Source organism: Pseudomonas sp. B21-021 (assembly GCF_024749205.1).
Taxonomy (GTDB): Bacteria; Pseudomonadota; Gammaproteobacteria; order Pseudomonadales; family Pseudomonadaceae; genus Aquipseudomonas; species Aquipseudomonas paraglycinae.
This window is the reverse complement of sequence record NZ_CP087192.1, coordinates 1,833,548-1,853,902: the sequence shown is the minus strand read 5'-3', so window position 1 is coordinate 1,853,902 and position 20,355 is coordinate 1,833,548. Positions and strand designations below refer to the sequence as shown.

The window sequence follows — 20,355 nt, the reverse complement described above, 5'->3', positions numbered from 1 at the left end:
AGTGCGTTCAGCCGATTCAGGCCTTGAACACTTCTTCCAGCAAGTCATGCATCGACTTGAACGCCCGCCCTGCGGTCTTCGCGTCGTACATCATCTTGCCCGGCACATTCGCGTGCGGATCGGTGAACGAGTGCACCGCGCCGCCGTAGCTCAGCAACTGCCAGTCCACGCCAGCCGCATTCATCTCGTCCTCGAATGCCGGCAACTGCTCTTTCGGCACCAGCGGGTCGGAAGCACCGTGCAACACCAGTACCGAGCCCTTGATGTTCTTCGCGTCCGCCGGGTTCGGCGAATCCAGCGTGCCGTGGAACGACACTGCCGCTTTCACCGGCGCACCGGTGCGCGCCAGATCCAGCGCACAGCAGCCGCCGAAGCAGAAACCGAACACCGCCAGTTTCGAGGTATCGACCGCCGCCTCGCCCTGCTTCTGCAATTGTTCGAACGCGGCCTGCATACGCTTGCGCAGCAGCGCGCGGTCATTCTTCAGCGGCATCATTGCCGCACCGGCCTGATCGGCATTCTGCGGACGCACGGCCTGGCCGTACACGTCAGCGATCAGCACCACATAACCCTTGGCCGCCACCGATTTGGCGATCTCTTCAGCGCCAGCGCTGACACCCATCCAGTTCGGCGCCATCAACAGACCCGGACGCGCGCCTTTGTGCTCGGCGTCGAACGCCAGGCGACCTTCATAAGGCTGGCCGTCAATCTGATAGACCACGGAACGTACAGTGACTTGGCTCATTTCTGACTCCTGATTGGTTGAACACCAGAATGAAAAAACCCGCCGAAGCGGGTTTTTCTACAGTTTGATCAAGCGGACAGCTCGACCAGCAGCTTGTTCAGGCGGCTCACGTAAGCGGCCGGGTCTTTCAAGCTGTCGCCAGCCGCCAGCGCGGCCTGGTCGAAGAGGATGTGCGACAGGTCGCCAAAACGCTCTTCGCTGGTTTCGTTGTCGAGCTTCGCGATCAGCGGGTGGCTCGGGTTGAATTCGAAGATCGGCTTCGAATCCGGCACCTTCTGCCCGCTGGCCTCGAGGATCTGACGCATTTGCAGACCCAGGTCCTGCTCGCCGATGGCCAGAATGGCCGGCGAATCCGTCAGGCGATGGGAAACCCGGACTTCGGCAACGGAGTCGCCCAGTGCGGTTTTCAGACGCTCGACCAGACCTTCTTTCGACTTGGCGACTTCTTCTGCGGCCTTCTTGTCCTCTTCCGAGTCCAGGTTGCCCAGATCCAGGTCACCGCGCGCGACGTCGACAAAGCTCTTGCCGTCGAACTCGCTGAGGTAGCTCATCAGCCACTCGTCGATACGGTCGGTCAACAGCAGCACTTCGATGCCTTTCTTGCGGAAGACTTCCAGGTGCGGGCTGTTCTTGACCTGCGCGTAGGTTTCGCCGGTGAGGTAGTAGATCTTGTCCTGACCTTCCTTGGCGCGCGCCAGGTACTCGGCCAGACCGACGATCTGCTCGCCATCGGTGCCGTTGGTCGATGCGAAACGCAGCAGACCGGCAATTTTTTCCTTGTTGGCGAAATCTTCTGCCGGGCCTTCTTTCATGACCTGACCGAAGTTTTTCCAGAAGCCCTTGTATTGCTCAGGCTCGTTCTTCGCCAGTTTTTCCAGCATGTCCAGCACGCGCTTGGTCAGCGCCGACTTCATCGAGTCGATGATCGGGTCTTTCTGCAGGATTTCCCGCGACACGTTCAGCGACAGGTCGTTGGAGTCGACCACGCCCTTGATGAAGCGCAGGTAAAGCGGCAGGAACGACTCGGCCTGATCCATCACGAACACGCGCTGCACGTACAGCTTCAGGCCTTTTGGCGCTTCACGCTGGTACAGATCGAACGGTGCGCGGGCCGGCACGTACAGCAGCGAGCTGTACTCGAGCTTGCCTTCGACCTTGTTGTGGCTCCACGACAGCGGGTTTTCGAAGTCGTGAGCGATGTGTTTGTAGAACTCCTGGTATTCCTCGTCCTTCACTTCAGTGCGGGGACGGGTCCACAGGGCGCTGGCGCGGTTGACGGTTTCCCACTCGGCTTCTGGCTTCTCTTCGCCTTCGGCAACGGCCACTTCTTTCGGCAGCTCGATCGGCAGCGCGATGTGGTCGGAGTACTTCTTGATGATGTTGCGCAGACGCCAGCCATCGGCGAACTCGTCTTCACCGGATTTCAGGTGCAGGACGATGCGGGTGCCGCGCTCCGGCTTGTCGATGGTGGCGACTTCGAACTCGCCCTCGCCTTTCGACGACCAGTGCACGCCTTCGCTGGCGGCGGTGCCGGCGCGACGGCTGTACACGTCAACTTTGTCAGCGACGATGAAGGCCGAGTAGAAGCCCACACCGAACTGGCCGATCAGGTGCGAATCCTTCTTCTGATCGCCGGACAGGTTTTTCATGAAATCGGCAGTGCCGGACTTGGCGATGGTCCCCAGGTGGGTGATCACATCGTCGCGGTTCATGCCGATGCCGTTGTCTTCGAGGGTGACGGTCTTGGCGTCCTTGTCGAAGCTCACACGGATTTTCAGTTCAGCGCCACCTTCGAGCAACTCAGGCTTGGCCAGGGCTTCGAAGCGCAATTTGTCGACAGCGTCAGAGGCGTTCGAGATCAATTCGCGAAGGAAAATTTCCTTGTTGGAATACAGCGAATGGATCATGAGGTGCAGCAGTTGCTTCACCTCGGTCTGGAAGCCCAGGGTTTCCTTTTGAGTTTCCACACTCATGGTCATCAAACTCCAATCAGATGGCATTGGCCGCGACCTTGCTGGTCGGCGGCGGGTTGTTCTGTGAGTTGGGGGCGTGCTTCAGGATTTCAAGGGCTCATCGATTTTGAAGTGCGCGCGGGCGGTGGCAATCGGTTCGCTTTCGGTGCTTTGCCAGGCCGTGACCGCGACGTTGGCCACCCGCCGGCCCTGACGGCAGACCTGACACCGGGCCCACGTATCGCGAAACTGCCCGGCCCGCAGGTAATCGAGGGAGAAATCGATAATCTTCGGCACCCCCGGCGCGCCGGTGAAAATCAGCAGGTGCAGGGCGGCGGACAGCTCCATGAACCCGGCAATCACCCCGCCGTGGATCGCCGGCAATAAAGGGTTACCAATGTTGTCCTTGTTGGCTGGCAGCTTGAACAGCAAGTCATCACCGACTCGCGAACACTCGACGCCGATGAGTCCGGCATAGGGGATCAGCTTCAGCAGCGGCGCGTAGTCACCCTTCTCGTGCGCCTCTTGCAGTTGCTGCTTGAAATCATCGCTCATGGGTTTTCTCCCTTGATCGCGCCACCAAAGCCTTTGGTGCCTTTTAGGCCCTTGCCCATGCGCATGAAGGTGCCGACGACGTGGGCAATCGGTTGTTCCGGATCATCCTGGTAAGCAAAGCCGCGAGCGAAGATCACATCGGTGGTGACCCGATAACATTGGGCGAAGCCATACACATCTTTATGCGGCTCGGCGGCGTGCATGTAGTCGATGCGCAGATCGAGGGTCGGGCAGACTTCGAATTCCGGCAGAACGCACAGGGTCGACATGCCGCACGCGGTGTCCATCAGCGACGTGATCGCCCCGCCGTGGATGACACCGGTCAGCGGGTTGCCAACGATTTGCGCACTGTACGGCAGCACCACCGTCAGGCCTTCGCTACTTGCGCTGTGCACCTTCAATCCCAGTACCTGACAGTGGCGCAAGGCCGAGAGAAACCGTGTCGCACGCTCAAAAACGGGGTTTTCGGCCATTTGATAATTACTCTTGTTAGTCGCCATTCCCAGTAGTGGAAAGAACAGCAAAAGTTCCATTGCAAAACAAACTTATATATCTGAAAGAAATGAGGAACTTAAGCCTTGGGCCTGAGCTCTTAAGGCCAGTAGTTATTTTCCATAAGGAGAAACACCCCATGCGTAAGACTTTAGCTATTGCCTTGATGTTGACCGCTTCCCTCGGTCTCGCTGCCTGCGATAAAAAATCCGAGGACAAAGCTCAAGATGCCAACCAACATGCTGAACAAGCTCAGCAAGACATGAACAAAGCTCAGGATAAAGTGAACGACGCAGCGAAAGAAAACGCCGAAGCTGCCAAAGCTCAGGCCGAATCGAACGCTGCAGCGCAAGAAGAAGCTGCCAAGAAGCAATAAGCCGCTTCTGGCTGGCAAAAAAGAAAACCCGCCAAGTGCGGGTTTTCTTTTGCCAGTCATTTTTTGCCGATGCGGTCTTAGAGCAAAACAGTTCTAAAAGTCGGACTAATCATCAGCAACAATGAACACACTAAGCCGACCAACCAGACCAGACTGCGCAGCGTGGGAATATCCGCCAGGTAAAACCACAAATAGAAAATCCGCGAGATCACGAAGATGATCGCCAAGGTATCGATCAGCCATCCCGCCGTCTGCGTGGTATGCGCCATCAGCACACCAACCGCAAACAGGATGAAGGCTTCGATGCTGTTCTGATGTGCCGCCAGCGCCCGGGCCCCGTAACCGGTGAGTTGCGCCTGTTGCTGACGCGGCAGATGGTTGTTGTAACCACCCTGCTCTTTCATGGCCTTGCCGACCGGCATCCGCGCCACGTAGATCAACAATGCACTGATAAACACACACCAGAACGGAATACTCATCAAGCAGCCTCTTTGTTCGCTTCGGGCAATGGCGCCTCTGTAGGGGTATAGACCATTACATCGAGCACGTCGGAATGAAACTCCCGGCGATACAACACCAGCACCACGCCTGCGCTCATCAACATGAACAGCCACGGGCTGACGAACCACGCCAGCATGCTCATGCCGAAGTAATAGGAACGCAGACCGAAGTTGAACTGGTTGGCCGCCATCGAAATCACCCGAGCAGCACGTGAGGCGAACGCCTTGCGCTCCTGCTCCGAGACTTGCCGCTCACCGATCATCGGGGCCGAGCCGACCAGAATGGCGGCGAAATTGTATTGGCGCATGCACCAGCTGAAGGTGAAGAAGGCGTAAACGAACACCAGCGCCAGGCACAGCAACTTGATCTCCGACATGCCTTGGGAGGCCTGTTGCACCATCGGAATGTCCGCCAGCAGCGACACCGCGCGCTCGGACGCGCCAAGCACGGTCAGAATGCCCGCCAGGATAATCAGCGTGCTGGAGGCGAAGAACGAGGCGTTGCGCTCAAGGTTGCCGATCACGCTGGCATCGGCGATGCGGTTGTCGCGCAGCAGCATGCGGCGCATCCAGTCTTCGCGGTACAGGTGCAGCACGCTGGCCAGGCACGCGGTGTCACGGGCCTTCCAGGTGGCATAACGGGTGTAACCGCCCCAGCAGATGACAAACCAGAGCGCGGCCAGCAGATGGATCAGGTTGGCTTGGATGAACGACATGCAATTCCCTGTGATGAAGATTTCGGCTCCCCTTCGACGTTAGTCGAGGGAAAAAGACACTGCCTGAAGCCCATAAAAAATGCCCCGTATCGATTGATACGGGGCATTTCTGTTTAATCGCTCGGCAGCCGCTTGTGGCGGCCCGGCAATCTTAGGCGAGTGCTTCGGCGCGCTTGCCCAGCAGGCGGTCGCAAACCACGGCAACCACCAGGGTCATCACGCATGGCACGAGCCACGCCAGACCTTGCTCGCTCAGCGGCAGGTGGGCCAGTTGCGATGGCATCCAGTCAGCCAGACCGGCGCCTTTCAACGCATCGATGGTGCCAAACACGAACGACACCAACATCACCGGGCCCATGATACGGCTCTGCTCATGCCAGAACGCAGCGCAGAAGCTCAGGGCCACCAGCACGATGCACGGCGGGTAGATCGCGGTCAGTACCGGGATCGAGAACGCGATCAGCTTGGTCAGGCCCAGGTTGGACACCAGCAGCGAGAACGCCGCCAGGATGATCACCAGGGTCTTGTACGACAGCGGCAGTACGCGGCTGAAGTATTCGGCACAGGCGCAGGTCAGGCCGACAGCGGTCACCAGGCAAGCCAGGGAAATCAGCACAGCGAGGAAGCCACTGCCCAGCGAACCGAAGGTGTGTTGCACGTAAGCGTGCAGCACCGCCGCGCCGTTGGTCGCGCCCGCCGCCACTTCATGGCTGCCGGAACCCAGACGAAACAGGCTGACATACACCAGCGCCAGACCGACGCCGGCAATCAGCCCGGCGATGATCGCGTAACGGGTGATCAGTGCCGGCGACTCTACGCCACGGGAGCGGATCGCGTTGACGATGACGATGCCGAACACCAGTGCGCCCAGGGTATCCATGGTCAGGTAACCATTGATGAAGCCTTGGGAGAACGGTGCCGCAACGTATTCCGGAGTGGCAACGCCGATATCACCGGCCGGCAGTGCGAACGCGGCGATGCCGAGCACGGCCAGGGCGATGATCTTCAGCGGCGCGAGGAAACGACCGACGGTGTCCAGCAGACGCCCAGGGTAGAGCGAGATGAAGAACACCAGCAGGAAGTACACCGAACTGTAGAGGAACAGTGCCAGCGGGCTCTCGCCGGTCAACGGCGCCAGACCCACTTCAAAGGAAACGGTCGCGGTACGCGGGGTGGCGAACAGCGGGCCGACTGCCAGGTAGCAAGCCGCTGCCAGTACGCCGCCAGCGATCTTGCCGATCGGGCTGCTCAGGGCGTCCATGGCGCCACCGACCTTGGCCAGTGCGACCACGGTGACCACCGGCAAACCGACCGCCGTGATCAGGAAGCCCAGCGCCGCCATCCAGACGTTTGGCCCGGACTGCAAACCGACGATAGGCGGGAAGATGATGTTGCCGGCCCCGACGAACAGGGCGAATGTCATAAAGCCAAGTGCCAGGATGTCCTGACCTTTCAAAACTTTCATTAAGGAAATACCACACTACTGAATCGGAATTTAGAGGGGGATTTCCCTGTGGGGTTAGGGAAATGCTGTCAATCCGTATAAGACTGACCCGTTTAGCGCGTTGCATGCCTTGTGGGCGGCAGACGCAAAAATGGCTGCTAGCCTAACGAATTTGCCTGACAAACGCACTGTTAGAGGGCGAACTATCCGATACGCGACGTTTCCGTGTCGCGTTTTTGCATGTTATTGGGTGAGTGCTTATAAATTGCCATCGTCCACCCGAACGCCAGAAACGACAAAGGCCACCCGAAGGTGGCCTTTGTTGCTGGAGCAGAGAAGTCAGCCGAAGCTTACTTCTTCACTTCCCAGCCAGTCAGCTCGGCCAGGGCCTTGCCGATGTCTGCCAGCGAACGCACGGTTTTCACGCCTGCGTCTTGCAGAGCAGCGAACTTCTCGTCTGCAGTGCCTTTGCCGCCGGAGATGATTGCGCCAGCATGGCCCATGCGCTTGCCCGGAGGAGCAGTCACACCAGCGATGTAGGAAACAACCGGCTTGGTCACGTGTGCCTTGATGTAGGCAGCCGCTTCTTCTTCAGCCGAACCGCCGATCTCGCCGATCATTACGATCGCTTCGGTCTTCGGGTCTTCCTGGAACAGCTTCAGGATGTCGATGAAGTTCGAACCCGGGATCGGGTCACCACCGATGCCGACGCAAGTCGACTGACCGAAACCGGCGTCAGTAGTCTGCTTCACAGCTTCGTAGGTCAGGGTGCCGGAACGGGAAACGATACCGACCTTGCCTGGCAAGTGAATGTGACCTGGCATGATGCCGATCTTGCATTCGCCTGGGGTGATCACGCCTGGGCAGTTAGGGCCGATCAGGGTAACACCCAGCTCGTCGCACTTAACTTTAGCGTCCAGCATGTCCAGGGTAGGAATGCCTTCGGTGATGCAGACGATCAGCTTGATGCCGCCGAAAGCAGCTTCCAGGATCGAGTCCTTGCAGAAAGGAGCCGGAACGTAGATTACGCTGGCGGTGGCGCCAGTGGCTTCTACAGCTTCTTTCACGGTGTTGAACACTGGCAGGTTCAGGTGAGTGGTGCCACCTTTGCCTGGAGTCACGCCGCCAACCATTTTGGTGCCGTAGGCAATGGCTTGTTCGGAGTGGAAAGTACCCTGCGCACCGGTGAAGCCCTGGCAGATTACTTTGGTGTCTTTATTGATCAGGACGCTCATTACTTGCCCTCCGCAGCTTTAACGACTTGTTGAGCAGCGTCGGTCAGGCTGGTAGCAGCGATGATGTTCAAACCGCTTTCTGCCAGTACTTTAGCGCCCAGTTCAGCGTTGTTGCCTTCAAGACGAACAACAACCGGGATTTTCACGCCGACTTCTTTCACTGCACCGATGATGCCTTCGGCAATCATGTCGCAACGAACGATGCCGCCGAAGATGTTAACCAGTACTGCAGCGACATTGCTGTCGGACAGAATGATTTTGAAAGCTTCGGTTACGCGTTCTTTGGTAGCACCACCACCTACGTCGAGGAAGTTGGCTGGCTTGCCGCCGTGCAGGTTGACGATGTCCATGGTACCCATGGCCAGGCCGGCACCGTTCACCATGCAGCCGATGTTGCCTTCCAGCGCTACGTAGTTCAGTTCGAACTTGGCAGCGTGCGCTTCGCGCGGATCGTCCTGCGACGGATCGTGGAAAGTCTTCAGCTTAGGCTGACGGTACATTGCGTTGGCGTCGATGTTGATCTTGGCGTCCAGGCAGTGCAGATCGCCATCAGCCTTGATCACCAGCGGGTTCACTTCCAGCAGAGCCAGGTCGTGATCCTTGAACAGCTTGGCCAGACCTACGAAGATCTTGGCGAACTGAGCAACCTGCTTGCCTTCCAGACCCAGCTGGAATGCCAGCTCGCGACCCTGGAATGGCTGAGCGCCAACCAGTGGATCGATAGTGGCTTTCAGAATTTTTTCTGGAGTGTCGTGAGCGATTTTCTCGATGTCCACGCCACCTTCGGTGGAAGCCATGAACACGATACGACGGCTCGAACGGTCAACGACAGCGCCCAGGTACAGCTCTTTAGCGATATCAGTGCACGATTCAACCAGGATCTTGGTGACTGGCTGGCCGTTGGCGTCAGTCTGGTAAGTCACCAGACGCTTGCCCAGCCACTGCTGTGCGAAGGCTTTGGCGTCTTCTTTGCTGCGAACCAGCTTGACGCCGCCCGCTTTACCGCGACCACCGGCGTGAACCTGGGCTTTGACAACCCACTCGTTGCCGCCGATTTTGTCGCAAGCTTCTGCTGCTGCTTCCGGGGTGTCTACTGCGAAACCAGTGGAAACTGGCAGGCCGTATTCAGCGAACAGCTGCTTACCCTGATACTCGTGAAGATTCATGCTTTTTACCGTCTTCGTTAGGTACTGCGCATTCGGCGCTGCGCTCTTTATGAGTGCCGCGCCACCTGTGACTGCTGCTTGCGTAGCCTTTCCGGATACCCGGTGCAGCTACGCAAGGCTGCGTCCAGCGGACATTCCGCGGTGAGTCTTGCACGCAAGGCTCACGACGGGCCGTACCGCCGTGGTTTCTTATTGTGTCTTAACGCTTCTTGCGGTTGGCAATGTGGATGGCGCCGCCATTCACTGCCAAAGCTGCTTCGTGCAAGGCTTCAGACAGGGTCGGATGGGAGAAAACCATCATGCCCAGGTCTTCAGCGCTGGTGCCGAATTCCATACCGATCGCGCCCTGCTGAACCAGTTCTGCAGCGCTCGGGCCAATCACGTGCACGCCCAATACGCGGTCAGTCTTGGCATCGGCGATGACCTTGACGAAACCACCGGTATCGTTGGCGGCCATGGCACGGCCGGATGCTGCGAACGGGAAGGTGCCGACGTTAACTTCAACGCCTTCAGCTTTCAAGGCCTGCTCGGTTTTACCGACCCATGCGATTTCCGGGTGAGTATAAATAACCGAAGGGATCAGGTCATAGTTCATCTGGGCCTTGTGGCCCTTGATGCGCTCGACAACCATGATGCCCTCTTCCGAGGCCTTGTGAGCCAGCATCATGCCGCGAACCACGTCGCCGATGGCGTAAACGCCCGGTACGGTGGTGGCGCAGTGATCGTCAACGTGCACGAAACCGCGCTCGTCCAGGGTCACGCCGCTGTCGGCAGCCAGCAGATCAGTGGTCACCGGACGGCGACCAACGGCTACGATCAGCTTGTCGAAAGTGATGGTCTGTTCGCCGTTGGCATCGGTGTAGTTCACAACGACTTCGTCGCCGTTCACTTTCGAGCCGGTTACGCGAGCGCCCAGTTTGATGTCCAGACCCTGTTTGGTCAGGGTTTTCAGCGCTTCCTTGGAAACAGCGGTGTCCGCTGCCATCAGGAAGGTGTCCAGTGCTTCCAGAACAACCACTTCGGAGCCCAGACGCGACCATACCGAACCCAGTTCCAGACCGATCACGCCAGCGCCGATCACGCCCAGACGTTTAGGTACGGATTGGAATTCCAGAGCGCCAGTCGAATCAACGATGACTTTCTGATCGACCGGAGCCGGTGGAATGTCGATCGGACGCGAGCCTGGAGCCAGGATGACGTTTTCGGCTTCGATGACTTCAACCGAGCCGTCCGGCTTGGTGACTTCGACTTTCTTGCCGGCCAGCAGTTTGCCGTGGCCCTGGATCGAAGTAACGCCGTTGGCCTTGAACAGGGTGGCAACACCGCCGGTCAGGTTCTTGACGATGCCAGCCTTGCGGCCAACCATCGCTGCGACGTCCATTTTGACTTCGCCGGTCGAGATACCGTGGACGTTGAAGCTTTCTTTCGCTTCCTTGTATTTCCAGGAGCTGTCCAGCAGCGCCTTGGAAGGAATGCAGCCTACGTTCAGGCAGGTGCCGCCCAGGGCTTGCTTGCCTTCAGCATCGGTGTACTTCTCGATGCAGGCAGTGCTCAGGCCGAGTTGCGCGGCCTTGATAGCTGCCACGTAGCCGCCAGGGCCCGCACCGATCACTACTACGTCAAATTTCTGCGACATTCAAAAAATCCTCTTTAGCGAAAAGCTTCAAGCCGCGCGCTGCAAGCCAGGCTGCGTTTTCCCGCAGCTTGAAGCTTGCAGCGCGTGACTGCTTCTATCAGATATCCAGCAACAGACGAGCCGGATCTTCCAGCAGGTTCTTGATGGTCACCAGGAAGGTTACAGCTTCTTTGCCATCGATCAGACGGTGATCGTAGGACAGTGCCAGGTACATCATCGGACGGATCACGACCTGACCGTTGATGGCCATCGGACGCTGGATGATGTTGTGCATGCCCAGAATCGCTGCCTGCGGCGGGTTGACGATCGGGGTCGACATCATCGAACCGAAGGTACCACCGTTGGTGATGGTGAAGGTACCGCCGGTCATTTCGTCCATCGACAGTTTGCCGTCACGGGCTTTCTTGCCGAAGGTGGCGATGCCGCCTTCGATTTCAGCCAGGCTCATGTGTTCGGCGTTACGCAGAACCGGAACCACCAGGCCACGGTCGCTGGAAACAGCGACGCCGATGTCGGCATAACCGTGGTAAACGATGTCGTTGCCGTCGATCGAAGCGTTGACAGCCGGGAAGCGTTTCAGCGCTTCGGTGGCAGCCTTCACGAAGAACGACATGAAGCCCAGGCGTACGCCGTTGTGGGACTTCTCGAACAGGTCCTTGTACTTCGAACGCAGGGCCATGACTTCGGTCATGTCGACTTCGTTGAAAGTGGTCAGCATCGCCATGTTCGATTGAGCTTCAACCAGACGCTTGGCAACGGTGGCACGAACGCGGGTCATCGGAACGCGCTTCTCGATGCGGTCGCCAGCGGCGAACACAGGAGCGGCGGCGGCCGGAGCAGCAGCCTTGGCAGGCGCGGCAGCCGGAGCGGCTTTCTTGGCAGCAACGGCTGCAACCACGTCTTCCTTGGTCACGCGACCGCCTTTGCCGGTGCCGGCAACGGAAGCGATGTTGATGCCGTTCTCTTCAGCCAGCTTGCGCGCGGCTGGAGCTGCGATCGGGTCGTCTTCGCCATCGGCGGCTGGAGCAGCGGCAGCAGCGGCCGGAGCAGCAGCGGCAGCCGGGGCGGCAGCAGCAGCGCCGCCTTCAACGATGGAGCCCAGCACTTCGTCGGACAGGACGGTTTCGCCCTCGCCCTTGACGATTGCGCCCAGCACGCCGTCGGCGGTAGCCAGCACTTCCAGTACGACTTTGTCGGTTTCGATGTCGACGATCAGTTCGTCACGCTTGACGGCGTCGCCCGGTTGTTTGTGCCAGGTGGCAACGGTGCCATCGGCAACCGATTCCGGGAAAGTGGGGGCTTTGATCTCGATAGCCATTATCTGTGGTTCCTTAAATTCGGTTTCAGGTGCGCGAAGGCGTTAAACGGTAAACGCGGCTTGCAGCAGTTGTTCCTGCTGCTCGGCGTGCATCGATGCGTAACCACATGCAGGTGCAGCAGAAGCCTCACGGCCCGCGTACTCGAGTACGAGAGATTTGTTGAGGTTGCTGATGCTGCGACGCAGGTGGTGCTGGCTGCAGTACCAGGCGCCCTGGTTCATCGGCTCTTCCTGACACCACACGGCCGCTTTGGCATTGGTGTAAGGAGCCAGGACTTCTTTCAAGTCGTCCTCAGGGAACGGGTACAGCTGCTCGATACGCACGATGGCGATATCTTCGCGGCCTTCGGCACGACGTTTTTCCAGCAGGTCGTAGTAGACCTTGCCGCTGCACAGAACAACGCGCTCGACCTTTTTCGGGTCCAGTGCATCGATTTCCGGGATCACGGTCTGGAACGAACCTTCGGCCAGATCTTCCAGGGTCGAGATGGCCAGCTTGTGGCGCAGCAGCGACTTTGGAGTCAGAACGACCAATGGCTTGCGCAGCGGGCGAATCACCTGACGGCGCAGCAAGTGGTAGATCTGGGCCGGGGTGGTCGGCATGCACACCTGAATGTTGTGCTCGGCGCACAGTTGCAGGTAACGCTCAAGACGTGCCGAGCTGTGCTCAGGGCCCTGACCTTCGTAGCCGTGTGGCAGCAGCATGGTCAGACCGCAGAGACGGCCCCACTTGTGCTCGCCGCTGGTGATGAACTGGTCGATAACGACCTGCGCACCGTTGGCGAAGTCGCCGAACTGGGCTTCCCAGATCACCAGCGCGTTCGGCGTGGTGGTCGAGTAACCGTATTCGAACGCCAGTACGGCTTCTTCCGACAGGAACGAGTCGTACAGGTCGAAGCGTGGCTGACCTTCATACAGATGCTTGAGCGGAATGTAGGTACCGGCATCTTTCTGGTTGTGCAGCACAGCGTGACGGTGCGAGAACGTACCGCGGCCGATGTCCTGACCGGTCATGCGGATCGGGTGACCTTCGAACGCCAGGGTCGCGTACGCCATGGTTTCGGCGTAACCCCAGTTGATCGGCAGGCCGCCGGCTTGCATCTTCTGACGGTCTTCGTAGATCTTCGCGACCTGACGCTGAACCACGAAGCCTTCCGGAATTTCCAGCAGCTTGGCGGACAGTTCCTGCAGGGTCTTGAGGTCGAAACGAGTGTCGTGACGCGCAGTCCAGGCGTGGCCCAGATACGGACGCCAGTCCACGAACAGCTCTTTGTTCGGCTCTTTGACCAGCGATTTCACTACGTGCAGACCGTTGTCCAGCGCGTTGCGGTATTCGTCGACTTTCGCCTGAACACGCTCTGCGTCCAGCACACCGGCCTGGGTCAGACGATCAGCGTACAGCTCACGGGTGGTGCGCTGCTTTGTGATCTGCTGATACATCAGAGGCTGGGTGCCGCTTGGCTCGTCGGCCTCGTTGTGGCCGCGACGACGGTAGCAGACCAGGTCGATCACCACGTCACGCTTGAACTGCATGCGGTAGTCGATGGCCAGCTGGGTCACGAACAACACGGCTTCCGGATCATCACCATTCACATGGAGGATCGGCGCCTGGATCATTTTCGCAACGTCGGTCGCGTACTCGGTGGAACGCGAGTCCAGCGGGTTGCTGATGGTGAAACCGACCTGGTTGTTGATCACGATGTGCACGGTACCGCCGGTCTTGAAACCGCGGGTCTGCGACATCTGGAAGGTTTCCATCACCACGCCCTGACCGGCGAATGCCGCGTCACCGTGGATGGAGATCGGCAGAACCTTCTCACCGGTAGGGTCGTTGCGACGATCCTGACGGGCGCGAACCGAACCCTCGACCACCGGGGAAACGATTTCCAGGTGGGACGGGTTGAACGCCATGGCCAGGTGAACTTCACCGCCGGTGGTCATTACGTTGGACGAGAAGCCCTGGTGGTATTTAACGTCACCGGAACCCAACTCGACCTTCTTCTTGCCTTCGAACTCGTCGAACAGCTCGCGCGGGTTCTTGCCGAAGGTGTTGACCAGTACGTTCAGACGGCCACGGTGGGCCATGCCGATGACGACTTCCTTGGTGCCGTAGGAACCGGAACGCTGGATCAGTTCGTCGAGCATCGGAATCAGGCTTTCGCCGCCTTCCAGACCGAAACGCTTGGTGCCCGGGTATTTGGTGCCCAGGTATTTTTCCAGGCCTTCACCGGCAGTCACGCGCTCGAGCAGGTGGCTCTTGATGTCCGCGGAATATTCCGGACGGCCACGCACGCTTTCCAGACGCTGCTGGAACCACTGGCGCTGCTCGGAATCGGTGATGTGCGTAAATTCAGCGCCGATGGTGCGGCAATATGTCTGCTGCAACGCTTCGTGAATTTCGCGTAGGCTCGCTTCCTCTTTGCCGATGAACAGGTCGCCGGCACGGAACGTCGTATCAAGATCGGCATTGGTCAAGCCGTAGTGATTGATCGACAGGTCTGCAGGTGCAGGACGCTGCCACAGCCCCAGCGGGTCAAGCTGGGCTGCCTGGTGGCCACGCATACGGTAGGCCTGGATCAATCGCAGCACTTCAACTTGCTTCTTCTCGTGCTCACTGCTCACGCTGCCGGCGGAAACCGGTTGGGCGCGGCGCTGGTTCTTTGCCAGCAGCACGAAATGATCGCGAATTGTGGAGTGCGAAACATCTGTGGCAGAGCTGCCGTCGGCAGGCAGCTTCTGAAAGTAGGTGCGCCACTCTTCTGGCACAGCGTTAGGGTCGTGCAGGTAGAGCTCGTAGAGCTCTTCCACATAGGCAGCGTTTCCACCTGAAAGGTAGGCGCTGTTCCACATGCGCTGCATCACGCTTTCTTGCATGCTTGGTCACCCTCGGTTAGGGGAACACCATCGGTGTCGACACCGAGCAAGCTTGCAGAAGTCCGAATGCAGCGACCAAAACAAGCCACTTAGGATCACACTGATAGTCCGGGTACCAGCCCGGATGCCCCTGCTTGTCTCATTTCTTCAAAATAAGAGCCGCAGCTTATGGCTGCTGCTCTGGTTATAGCCATGGCGCGGGTTGAAGCCCGCGCCTAAGCCCTCTGCGGGTACAGCGGTTACAGCAGCTGAATCACACGCCGCTCGAAAGCAGCATGTTACGGATGTGACCGATGGCCTTAGTCGGGTTCAGGCCTTTCGGACATACGTTGACGCAGTTCATGATGCCCCGGCAGCGGAAGACGCTGAACGGGTCATCGAGGGACGCCAGACGCTCGGACGTCTTGGTATCACGGCTGTCTGCCAGGAAGCGGTACGCTTGCAGCAGGGCAGCTGGACCCAGGAACTTGTCCGGGTTCCACCAGAAGGACGGGCAAGAGGTCGAGCAGCAAGCGCACAGGATGCACTCGTACAGACCGTCGAGCTTTTCACGCTCTTCAGGGGACTGCAGACGCTCGATGGCCGGAGCCGGCGTGTCGTTCTGCAGGAATGGCTTAACCTTCTCGTATTGCTTGTAGAAGATGCTCATATCGACAACCAGGTCACGGATAACCGGCAAACCTGGCAGCGGACGAACGATCAGCTTGTTACCTTTTACGACAGCGGACAGCGGCGTGATGCACGCCAGGCCGTTCTTGCCGTTGATGTTCATGCCGTCGGAGCCGCAGACGCCTTCACGGCAGGAGCGACGATAGGAGAAACCCTCGTCCTGCTCTTTGATCAGGGCCAGCACGTCCAGCACCATCAGGTCTTTACCACCGGTATCGACCTGGAATTCCTGCATGAACGGCGCAGCGTCCTGATCAGGGTTGTAACGATAAACACTGACTTGCAACATGGCGGTCACCCTTAATAAGTCCGGACTTTAGGTTCGAAAGTCGGAACAGTCTTCGGCGAGAAGTTCACGGCACGCTTGGTGACGCGCTTGTCACCCGGGAAGTACAGGGTGTGGCACAGCCAGTTTTCGTCGTCACGGTCTTCGAAGTCTTCACGGGCGTGAGCGCCGCGGGACTCTTTACGTACTTCGGCAGCGATGGCGGTAGCTTCAGCCACTTCCAGCAGGTTTTGCAGTTCCAGCGCTTCGATACGTGCAGTGTTGAACGCCTGCGACTTGTCGTTGATCTTCACATTCGCGATGCGCTTGCGCAGATCAGCCAGCTGGGCAATACCCTTCTGCATGTATTCGCCGGTACGGAATACACCGAAGTAGTTCTGCATGCAGCTTTGCAGCTCGCGACGCAGGGTAGCGACGTCTTCGCCGTCGGTACGGTTGTTCAGGGCGTTCAGACGCGCCAGGGCAGCTTCGATGTCGGCTTCGGTAGCGTCGTCGTATTCGATGCCGTCGGTCAGCGCCTTCTCCAGGTGCAGGCCGGCAGCGCGGCCGAATACCACCAGGTCGAGCAGCGAGTTGCCGCCCAGACGGTTGGCACCGTGAACCGATACGCAAGCCACTTCACCTACTGCGAACAGACCAGGAATGATCTGATCCACGCCTTCGGCGTCCTGGGTGATCGCCTGGCCATGAATGTTGGTGGCAACGCCGCCCATCATGTAGTGGCAAGTCGGAACAACCGGAACCGGAGCAACCACCGGGTCAACGTGCGCGAAAGTCTTCGACAGTTCGCAGATGCCTGGCAGACGGCTGTGCAGCACTTCCTCGCCCAGGTGGTCGAGCTTGAGCATCACGTGGTCGCCATTCGGACCGCAACCGTTGCCGGCGATGATCTCTTTAACCATCGAACGGGCAACAACGTCACGACCGGCAAGGTCTTTGGCGTTCGGAGCATAACGCTCCATGAAACGCTCGCCGTGCTTGTTGATCAGGTAACCACCTTCACCACGGCAACCTTCGGTCACCAGTACACCGGCGCCGGCGATGCCGGTCGGGTGGAACTGCCACATTTCGATGTCTTGTACCGGCACGCCAGCACGCAGAGCCATGCCGACGCCGTCACCGGTGTTGATCAGGGCGTTGGTAGTGGACGCATAGATACGACCTGCACCGCCGGTAGCCAGTACGGTGGCTTTGGCGCGGATGTAGGTGGTTTCGCCGGTTTCGATGCAGATTGCAATCACACCAACGAATTCGCCTTCCTGGTTTTTCACCAGGTCGACAGCGTAGTACTCGTTCAGGAACGTGGTACCGGCTTTCAGGTTGCCCTGATAAAGGGTGTGCAGCAGTGCGTGACCGGTACGGTCGGAAGCGGCGCAAGTACGGGCAGCCTGCCCGCCTTTACCGTAATCCTTCGACTGACCGCCAAACGGACGCTGGTAGATACGGCCTTGCTCGGTACGCGAGAACGGCAGGCCCATGTGGTCCAGCTCGAAAACGGCAGCCGGGCCTTCCTGACACATGTATTCGATAGCGTCCTGGTCACCGATGTAGTCGGAACCCTTGACGGTATCGTACATGTGCCAGCGCCAGTCATCGTTCGGGTCGGCCGAAGCGATGGCGCAGGTGATGCCGCCCTGTGCCGACACAGTGTGCGAACGGGTCGGGAAAACCTTGGTGATCACGGCAGTCTTGTGACCGCCCTGTGCCAGTTGCAGCGCTGCGCGCATGCCGGCACCGCCGCCACCAATAATGATGGCGTCGAAAGAAATCGTTGGAATGTTAGCCATGAATCAGATACCCCAGAGAATCTGCACACCCCAGACGAAGTAAGCGAACATCGCGACGCCGCATACTGCCTGGAAAAGGAAACGTACTGCAGTCGCGGACTTGCCCAGCGCCATTGGCGTCAGGTAGTCGGTCGCGATGGTCCACATGCCGACCCAGGCGTGAGCGCCCAGGGCAACCAGTGCCAGCAGACTGAAGATACGCATTCCGTTGTGGGCGAACAGGCCGTGCCATTGGTCGTAGCCAATGCCCGGGTTCGCGACGAGGTAGCCGATCAGGAAGATGAAATAAGCCGCGAGAACGACCGCAGACACACGCTGTGCCATCCAGTCATAGAGGCCCGAACGCGAAAGGTTTGTAACGCTGGTTACCATATCCAAACTCCTGCCAGAACGATCAGCACCACGGAAACGGCGATGATCAGTTTCGAGCCCAGGCGGCCGCCTTCCAGCGTCTCACCGATGCCCATGTCCATGATCAAGTGGCGCACACCGGCAACCAGGTGATACAGAAGAGCGGACAGGAGGCCCCATGCTACGAACTTGGCCAGCGGGCTGGTCAAGCATGCCTTCACCTCGACATAACCTTCCTCGGAACCCAGGGATTTGCCCAATGCATAAAGCATGATGCCAAGGCCCAGGAAGAGGATGATGCCGGAAACACGGTGAAGAAACGACGTAACGCCGGTGATGGGGAGTTTGATGGTCCTTAGGTCTAGGTTTACAGGTCGTTGGCTTTTCACGGCTTTTTTTTCACACTGAAGAGCCCCTAACAATCAGGGCAAAGTTGTTGGGGAGTGCACTGGTCAGGTAACCACCACCCAGGGATGCGACCCCCAATGAAAGCAAGCCCAAAAGCCCTTGGCGGTCGGTCGCCGAGTATAGACAGTTAGGCTACTAATGACAACGCAATCGCCTACCCCCAATAGCGGATTGCACAAGTCGTATAAAAGGCGTAAATGGCAGGCAATTTCGAGGAAAAAGTACGGTTAAAGCCTTCTGGAGCAAGACTTTAGGCAAATTGACATTCGAATTTATCTCACTATAGTGGTGCGGGCCCTGCGTGGGGGGTCTGTCTGATGATTTCAAGCATAAATAGGAGGCCACATGGCTGACAAAAAAGCGCAGTTGATCATCGAGGGCGCAGCCCCCGTCGAGCTGCCCATTTTAACCGGCACCGTTGGTCCCGATGTTATCGATGTTCGGGGCCTGACGGCCACGGGCCGCTTCACTTTCGACCCCGGTTTCATGTCGACCGCTTCCTGCGAATCGAAGATCACCTATATCGACGGCGACAACGGCATCCTGCTGCACCGCGGATACCCGATCGAACAGCTGGCTGAAAAGTCGGACTACCTGGAAACCTGCTACCTGCTGCTGAACGGCGAACTGCCGACTGCAGAGCAAAAGGCCCAGTTCGTCGGCACCGTGAAGAACCACACCATGGTTCACGAGCAGCTGAAAACCTTCTTCAACGGCTTCCGCCGTGACGCCCACCCGATGGCCGTCATGTGTGGTGTAGTCGGCGCCCTCTCGGCCTTCTACCACGACTCCCTCGACATCAATAACCCGCAGCATCGCGAAATCTCCGCGATCCGCCTGGTTGCCAAGATGCCGACCCTGGCCGCGATGGTTTACAAGTACTCCATGGGCCAACCCATGATGTACCCGCGCAACGACCTGTCGTACGCGGAAAACTTCCTGCACATGATGTTCAACACCCCGTGCGAGATCAAACCGATCAGCCCGGTACTCGCCAAGGCCATGGACCGGATCTTCATCCTCCACGCCGACCACGAGCAGAACGCTTCGACCTCCACCGTGCGTCTGGCAGGCTCTTCGGGTGCCAACCCGTTTGCCTGTATCGCCGCCGGCATCGCCGCACTGTGGGGCCCTGCCCACGGCGGTGCGAACGAAGCCGTGCTGACCATGCTCGATGAAATCGGCGATGTTTCGAACATCGACAAGTTCATCGCCAAGGCCAAGGACAAGAACGATCCGTTCAAGCTGATGGGCTTCGGTCACCGCGTCTACAAGAACCGCGACCCTCGCGCGACTGTAATGAAGCAGACCTGCGACGAAGTGTTGAAGGAACTGGGCATCCAGAACGATCCGCAACTCGAACTGGCCATGCGCCTGGAAGAGATCGCCCTGACCGATCCGTACTTCATCGAGCGCTCGCTGTACCCGAACGTCGACTTCTACTCGGGGATCATCCTCAAGGCGATCGGCATTCCGACCAGCATGTTCACTGTGATTTTCGCCCTGGCACGTACTGTCGGCTGGATTTCGCACTGGAAGGAAATGCTCTCCAGCCCGTACAAGATTGGCCGTCCGCGCCAGCTTTACACGGGTTATGAGTCGCGGGATATCACCAAATTGGAAGACCGCAAATAAGAGCTGTCTTGCGATAGCGTCTTAGCGTTGTACCGGGAACGGCCTCCATGAGAATGGGGGCCGTTTTTGTTTTTGCGGTTTTTTATTGGGGGCATATCCGTTGCTTCGGGAGCTGCCGCTGGCGGTTTCGCTCTTACAGCGAGTCACTTTTGACAAACGCCTCAAAAGTAACCAAAAAGTCTTGGCCCCGGCGTACGGCACTTCGCCTAG

At 58.5% G+C, this 20,355-nt stretch carries 18 protein-coding genes; 2 read left to right on the top strand and 16 right to left on the bottom strand.

All coding sequences use genetic code 11. The features are described 5' to 3' along the window. Positions 1-16: 16 nt before the first annotated feature. The 4 genes from LOY31_RS08340 to LOY31_RS08325 all read right to left on the bottom strand — a co-directional run bounded on the left by LOY31_RS08340 (position 17) and on the right by LOY31_RS08325 (position 3,725). A complete protein-coding gene (locus LOY31_RS08340; RefSeq protein WP_258713098.1) occupies positions 17-745 on the bottom strand; it encodes a dienelactone hydrolase family protein in 729 nt (242 codons plus the stop codon). Between the two features lie 68 nt (positions 746-813). Further along, positions 814-2,718, bottom strand: a complete 1,905-nt coding sequence (gene htpG, locus LOY31_RS08335) for a molecular chaperone HtpG (protein WP_221534197.1) — start codon at positions 2,716-2,718, stop codon at positions 814-816. 81 nt (positions 2,719-2,799) lie between these two features. Continuing rightward, positions 2,800-3,252, bottom strand: a complete 453-nt coding sequence (locus tag LOY31_RS08330) for a PaaI family thioesterase (protein ID WP_007959014.1) — start codon at positions 3,250-3,252, stop codon at positions 2,800-2,802. Then, entirely contained in the window at positions 3,249-3,725 is a 477-nt protein-coding gene (locus LOY31_RS08325) for a PaaI family thioesterase (RefSeq protein WP_085608852.1), read from the bottom strand. The genes LOY31_RS08330 and LOY31_RS08325 overlap by 4 nt, the downstream gene beginning before the upstream one ends. Before the next feature lie 158 nt (positions 3,726-3,883). Here LOY31_RS08325 and LOY31_RS08320 point away from each other — a divergent pair, with 158 nt between their 5' ends. Then, a complete protein-coding gene (locus LOY31_RS08320; RefSeq protein ID WP_007959016.1) occupies positions 3,884-4,120 on the top strand; it encodes a hypothetical protein in 237 nt (78 codons plus the stop codon). 77 nt (positions 4,121-4,197) lie between these two features. Here the strand turns inward: LOY31_RS08320 and LOY31_RS08315 are convergent, their stop codons facing one another. From LOY31_RS08315 to sdhC, 12 genes are all read right to left on the bottom strand, one after another. Next, positions 4,198-4,599, bottom strand: coding sequence for an MAPEG family protein (locus tag LOY31_RS08315; protein ID WP_127797328.1), 402 nt, complete (start codon positions 4,597-4,599; stop codon positions 4,198-4,200). Further along, a complete protein-coding gene (locus LOY31_RS08310; protein ID WP_085608854.1) occupies positions 4,599-5,336 on the bottom strand; it encodes a DUF599 domain-containing protein in 738 nt (245 codons plus the stop codon). Before LOY31_RS08310 ends, LOY31_RS08315 begins: the two co-directional genes overlap by 1 nt. Positions 5,337-5,487: 151 nt before the next feature. Beyond that, positions 5,488-6,801, bottom strand: a complete 1,314-nt coding sequence (gene brnQ / locus LOY31_RS08305) for a branched-chain amino acid transport system II carrier protein (protein WP_007959023.1) — start codon at positions 6,799-6,801, stop codon at positions 5,488-5,490. A 329-nt stretch (positions 6,802-7,130) separates the two neighbouring features. Next, entirely contained in the window at positions 7,131-8,015 is an 885-nt protein-coding gene (gene sucD / locus LOY31_RS08300; RefSeq protein ID WP_007959025.1) for a succinate--CoA ligase subunit alpha, read from the bottom strand. Beyond that, positions 8,015-9,181 carry an ADP-forming succinate--CoA ligase subunit beta gene (sucC, locus tag LOY31_RS08295; protein WP_007959029.1) on the bottom strand — a complete coding sequence of 389 codons (1,167 nt, stop codon included), beginning with the start codon at positions 9,179-9,181 and terminating at the stop codon, positions 8,015-8,017. The genes sucD and sucC overlap by 1 nt, the downstream gene beginning before the upstream one ends. A gap of 199 nt (positions 9,182-9,380) precedes the next feature. Then, entirely contained in the window at positions 9,381-10,817 is a 1,437-nt protein-coding gene (gene lpdA, locus LOY31_RS08290; RefSeq protein ID WP_007959030.1) for a dihydrolipoyl dehydrogenase, read from the bottom strand. Positions 10,818-10,914: 97 nt separating this feature from the next. Continuing rightward, on the bottom strand, positions 10,915-12,135 hold the full coding sequence (odhB, locus tag LOY31_RS08285) for a 2-oxoglutarate dehydrogenase complex dihydrolipoyllysine-residue succinyltransferase (protein ID WP_007959031.1): 1,221 nt from the start codon (positions 12,133-12,135) through the stop codon (positions 10,915-10,917). A gap of 42 nt (positions 12,136-12,177) precedes the next feature. After that, positions 12,178-15,009 (bottom strand): 2-oxoglutarate dehydrogenase E1 component, encoded by a 2,832-nt coding sequence (locus LOY31_RS08280; protein ID WP_085608856.1) that lies wholly within the window; start codon positions 15,007-15,009, stop codon positions 12,178-12,180. A gap of 253 nt (positions 15,010-15,262) precedes the next feature. Next, a complete protein-coding gene (locus tag LOY31_RS08275) occupies positions 15,263-15,967 on the bottom strand; it encodes a succinate dehydrogenase iron-sulfur subunit (RefSeq protein ID WP_007959035.1) in 705 nt (234 codons plus the stop codon). A gap of 11 nt (positions 15,968-15,978) precedes the next feature. Beyond that, positions 15,979-17,751 carry a succinate dehydrogenase flavoprotein subunit gene (gene sdhA / locus LOY31_RS08270; RefSeq protein ID WP_007959037.1) on the bottom strand — a complete coding sequence of 591 codons (1,773 nt, stop codon included), beginning with the start codon at positions 17,749-17,751 and terminating at the stop codon, positions 15,979-15,981. Positions 17,752-17,754: 3 nt separating this feature from the next. Further along, on the bottom strand, positions 17,755-18,123 hold the full coding sequence (sdhD, locus tag LOY31_RS08265) for a succinate dehydrogenase, hydrophobic membrane anchor protein (protein ID WP_007959040.1): 369 nt from the start codon (positions 18,121-18,123) through the stop codon (positions 17,755-17,757). Then, positions 18,117-18,491, bottom strand: a complete 375-nt coding sequence (sdhC, locus tag LOY31_RS08260) for a succinate dehydrogenase, cytochrome b556 subunit (RefSeq protein ID WP_011333113.1) — start codon at positions 18,489-18,491, stop codon at positions 18,117-18,119. Before sdhC ends, sdhD begins: the two co-directional genes overlap by 7 nt. Before the next feature lie 364 nt (positions 18,492-18,855). Here sdhC and gltA point away from each other — a divergent pair, with 364 nt between their 5' ends. Continuing rightward, positions 18,856-20,145: a citrate synthase gene (gene gltA, locus LOY31_RS08255; RefSeq protein ID WP_007959044.1), complete on the top strand. Its 1,290-nt coding sequence runs from the start codon at positions 18,856-18,858 to the stop codon at positions 20,143-20,145. The last annotated feature ends 210 nt before the right edge of the window (positions 20,146-20,355 follow it).

Bases quoted from the DNA above. Each gene is read 5' to 3' on its own strand.
- LOY31_RS08340 (WP_258713098.1), bottom strand. From the start codon at position 745: ATGAGCCAAGTCACTGTACGTTCCGTGGTCTATCAGATTGACGGCCAG.
- htpG (WP_221534197.1), bottom strand. From the start codon at position 2,718: ATGAGTGTGGAAACTCAAAAGGAAACCCTGGGCTTCCAGACCGAGGTG.
- LOY31_RS08330 (WP_007959014.1), bottom strand. From the start codon at position 3,252: ATGAGCGATGATTTCAAGCAGCAACTGCAAGAGGCGCACGAGAAGGGT.
- LOY31_RS08325 (WP_085608852.1), bottom strand. From the start codon at position 3,725: ATGGCCGAAAACCCCGTTTTTGAGCGTGCGACACGGTTTCTCTCGGCC.
- LOY31_RS08320 (WP_007959016.1), top strand. From the start codon at position 3,884: ATGCGTAAGACTTTAGCTATTGCCTTGATGTTGACCGCTTCCCTCGGT.
- LOY31_RS08315 (WP_127797328.1), bottom strand. From the start codon at position 4,599: ATGAGTATTCCGTTCTGGTGTGTGTTTATCAGTGCATTGTTGATCTAC.
- LOY31_RS08310 (WP_085608854.1), bottom strand. From the start codon at position 5,336: ATGTCGTTCATCCAAGCCAACCTGATCCATCTGCTGGCCGCGCTCTGG.
- brnQ (WP_007959023.1), bottom strand. From the start codon at position 6,801: ATGAAAGTTTTGAAAGGTCAGGACATCCTGGCACTTGGCTTTATGACA.
- sucD (WP_007959025.1), bottom strand. From the start codon at position 8,015: ATGAGCGTCCTGATCAATAAAGACACCAAAGTAATCTGCCAGGGCTTC.
- sucC (WP_007959029.1), bottom strand. From the start codon at position 9,181: ATGAATCTTCACGAGTATCAGGGTAAGCAGCTGTTCGCTGAATACGGC.
- lpdA (WP_007959030.1), bottom strand. From the start codon at position 10,817: ATGTCGCAGAAATTTGACGTAGTAGTGATCGGTGCGGGCCCTGGCGGC.
- odhB (WP_007959031.1), bottom strand. From the start codon at position 12,135: ATGGCTATCGAGATCAAAGCCCCCACTTTCCCGGAATCGGTTGCCGAT.
- LOY31_RS08280 (WP_085608856.1), bottom strand. From the start codon at position 15,009: ATGCAAGAAAGCGTGATGCAGCGCATGTGGAACAGCGCCTACCTTTCA.
- LOY31_RS08275 (WP_007959035.1), bottom strand. From the start codon at position 15,967: ATGTTGCAAGTCAGTGTTTATCGTTACAACCCTGATCAGGACGCTGCG.
- sdhA (WP_007959037.1), bottom strand. From the start codon at position 17,751: ATGGCTAACATTCCAACGATTTCTTTCGACGCCATCATTATTGGTGGC.
- sdhD (WP_007959040.1), bottom strand. From the start codon at position 18,123: ATGGTAACCAGCGTTACAAACCTTTCGCGTTCGGGCCTCTATGACTGG.
- gltA (WP_007959044.1), top strand. From the start codon at position 18,856: ATGGCTGACAAAAAAGCGCAGTTGATCATCGAGGGCGCAGCCCCCGTC.